General features: G+C 62.9%; 2 protein-coding genes. Both read right to left on the reverse strand.

Translation table 11 applies throughout. The features are described 5' to 3' along the window. Window positions 1–199: 199 nt before the first annotated feature. Window positions 200–1,000, reverse strand: a complete 801-nt coding sequence (gene istB, locus HWX22_RS31185) for an IS21-like element helper ATPase IstB (RefSeq protein WP_060092814.1) — start codon at window positions 998–1,000, stop codon at window positions 200–202. After that, a complete protein-coding gene (gene istA / locus HWX22_RS31190; RefSeq protein WP_175916987.1) occupies window positions 993–2,519 on the reverse strand; it encodes an IS21 family transposase in 1,527 nt (508 codons plus the stop codon). Before istA ends, istB begins: the two co-directional genes overlap by 8 nt. Between the last annotated feature and the right edge of the window lie 115 nt (window positions 2,520–2,634).

Genomic DNA, 2,634 nt, shown 5'->3' on the forward strand with positions numbered 1-2,634 from the left:
TGTCCGCGCCGACGGAATTTTGAGCCACCGGGCCGATTGGATTTTGAGCCGGGGTGGAGACCGGTCTATAGCAGGACCGGTTGTGGATAAGTGTATGGGTTTCCGGGGTCGTTGTCCTCCTGCGTATGAGGGTGCGTTGCCCAGGGGAATCTGCGAAGGGCATAGCCCGCAGCAGATTCCCCTGCGCTGGCAAACAACGTCAGGCTGACTCGGCAGCGCTCGCGCTGTCGCCTCTGCGCGCCGCTTCACGTGTACGGATGCGTTTCTTTGCACTGGCGCTGCTGTGCCGGAATCGATAGCTTTCGTTGCCGGTCTCCACGATGTGGCAGTGGTGCGTCAGCCGGTCCAGCAACGCCGTGGTCATCTTCGCGTCGCCGAACACACTGGACCATTCGGCGAAGTCCAGATTCGTTGTGATGGCAACGCTCGTGTGTTCGTACAGGCGGCTCAGCAGATGGAACAGCAACGCCCCGCCGGCCTGGCTGAACGGCAGATATCCGAGTTCGTCCAGGATGACCAGGTCAAGGCGGAGCAGACTCGCCGCGATCCGTCCAGCACGGCCCTGCGCCTTTTCCTGTTCCAGTGCGTTGGCCAGATCCACTGTCGAGTAGAAGCGCACTCGCTTGCCGTGATGCATGATTCCGGACACGCCGATGGCGGTTGCCAGATGCGTTTTGCCCGAGCCCGGGCCACCGACCAGAACCAGGTTCTGTGCGCCTTCGGTGAACGTCATGCTGGCCAGTTGCATGACGAGCTGGCGATCAACCGGTGAGCCCTCGAAGTCGAAGCCGGCGATGTCCCGATGCACCGGGAACTTCGCCGCGTTCATCTGGTGGCTGACCGAACGCACGGCCCGATCCGCACTCTCGGCCTGCAGCAGCCGTTCGAGCAGCCACTGCGAAGACGCCACCTCGACGTTACCCTGTTCGAGCAACTCGCCCCAGCCGGCTGCCATGCCGTGCAACCGCAGCTGTTTGAGTTCGATGATCAGATCACGCATGACCGGCCTCCGGCTGTTGCAGTGCCGGGCGCAGGCCATCGTAGCGCGATGTGTCGGCCAGCGGCGGTGTCGTCAGTTGTAGCGCCGTGTCGATCTTCGGTGGCATCTTCACACCGCGCATGCGCGACAGCACGTTCACCACATGCTCGACGCTGACGCGCCCGGAGGGCGGCGCCTGTTCAAGTGCCAGCTCGACCGCAATCAGCACGGTGCCCAGACCGCTTTCCGGCACCAGCGCCAGAACTTTCGCCATCACGCGCTCGCCGCCCGTTTCGCGCAGCAGCGCGCGGCGCAGGCGTTGCAGCGGCTCGGGCATATCCAGAAACGGCGCGCCGTTGCGCAGTGCGCCGGGCTTGCGCTGGATCAGCGGAATGTAGTGCTGCCAGTCGTAGCGCACCAGACCTTCGTCAGCCAGCCGTTCGTGTTCGGCCACCACGGCGTCATCACCCACCACAACGACGCGGCCCGGATAGAGCCGCGTGCTGAGCATCTGGCCTGCAAATTCGCATGGCACCGAGTAGCGGTTGCGGCCGACCACCACCAGGCACGTCGACGACACCCGGGCCGCGCGCTCAACGTAACCGTCAAACGGTGTCGGCATTGGCATCAGATGGGCGCGCTCCTGCTCGAATACGTCGGCAACGCTCAGGTCCCGATAGTCAGGATGCTTCACCTGTTCCCACAGCGACCGGCACCGACTCGCCAGCCACGCATTCAGATCGGCGAAACTGCCGAATCGCTGCTCGCGCGCTTCAATCCAGATGCGCCGGCGGCTGTCCTGCACGTTCTTCTCGACGACGCCTTTCTCCCAGCCGCTGGCCACGTTGCAGAAGTCCGCGTCAAACAGGTAGTGCGCGCACATCACTGCAAAGCGCGAGTTGACAGTGCGGCCCTTGCCTTTGTGGACCTTGTCGACCGCCGTCTTCATATTGTCATAGACGCCACGGCGGGCCACCCCGCCGAAGGCCGTGAACGAGCGAGTATGGGCGTCAAACAGCATCTCGTGGCCCTGGCTCGGGTAGGCGACGAGCCAGAACGCCCGCGACGCACACAGCTTCATGTGCGACACCTGCAGCTTGCGGTAAATGCCGCCGACAACCAGTCCTTCCTCGGACCAGTCAAACTGGAACGCTTCGCCCAGCTCGAATCGCAACGGCACAAACGCCGACTTCGAAACCGCCTGGCCTTCGCGTTGCCGCCAGGCCCGGATGAAGTCGGTCACCCTCGAGTAGCAGCCATCGTAGCCGGCCGCCTTGATCTCCTGGAACAGCATCCAGGCGGTGCGCCGTTCTTTCTTCGGCCGTCGTGCGTCGACGCTGAGCGCCTGCACCAGTACGTCGTGAAACGGCGCCAGCCGGGTCGTCGATTGCGCGCGCCGTTGATACTTCGGTTCTTCCTGAACATCCATGTTCAGGTATTTGCTAATCGTGTTGCGCGACAGGCTTGTGAGACGCGATATCTCGCGTACCGACTTGTTCTGGCGGTGGAACATCCGCCGCACCTTGCCAATCATGGTCATCGGGATCATCCCCAAACACCCTGCCTGAAAAACTAGCAGGATAGGTTGATTGCCCGGCTCAGTTTTCAGTCGGCGCGATCCCTACAAGTGGCTCAATTTCCGGTCGGCGTAAACA

Source organism: Burkholderia sp. BCC1638, assembly GCF_902833195.1.
Classification (GTDB): domain Bacteria; phylum Pseudomonadota; class Gammaproteobacteria; order Burkholderiales; family Burkholderiaceae; genus Burkholderia; species Burkholderia diffusa.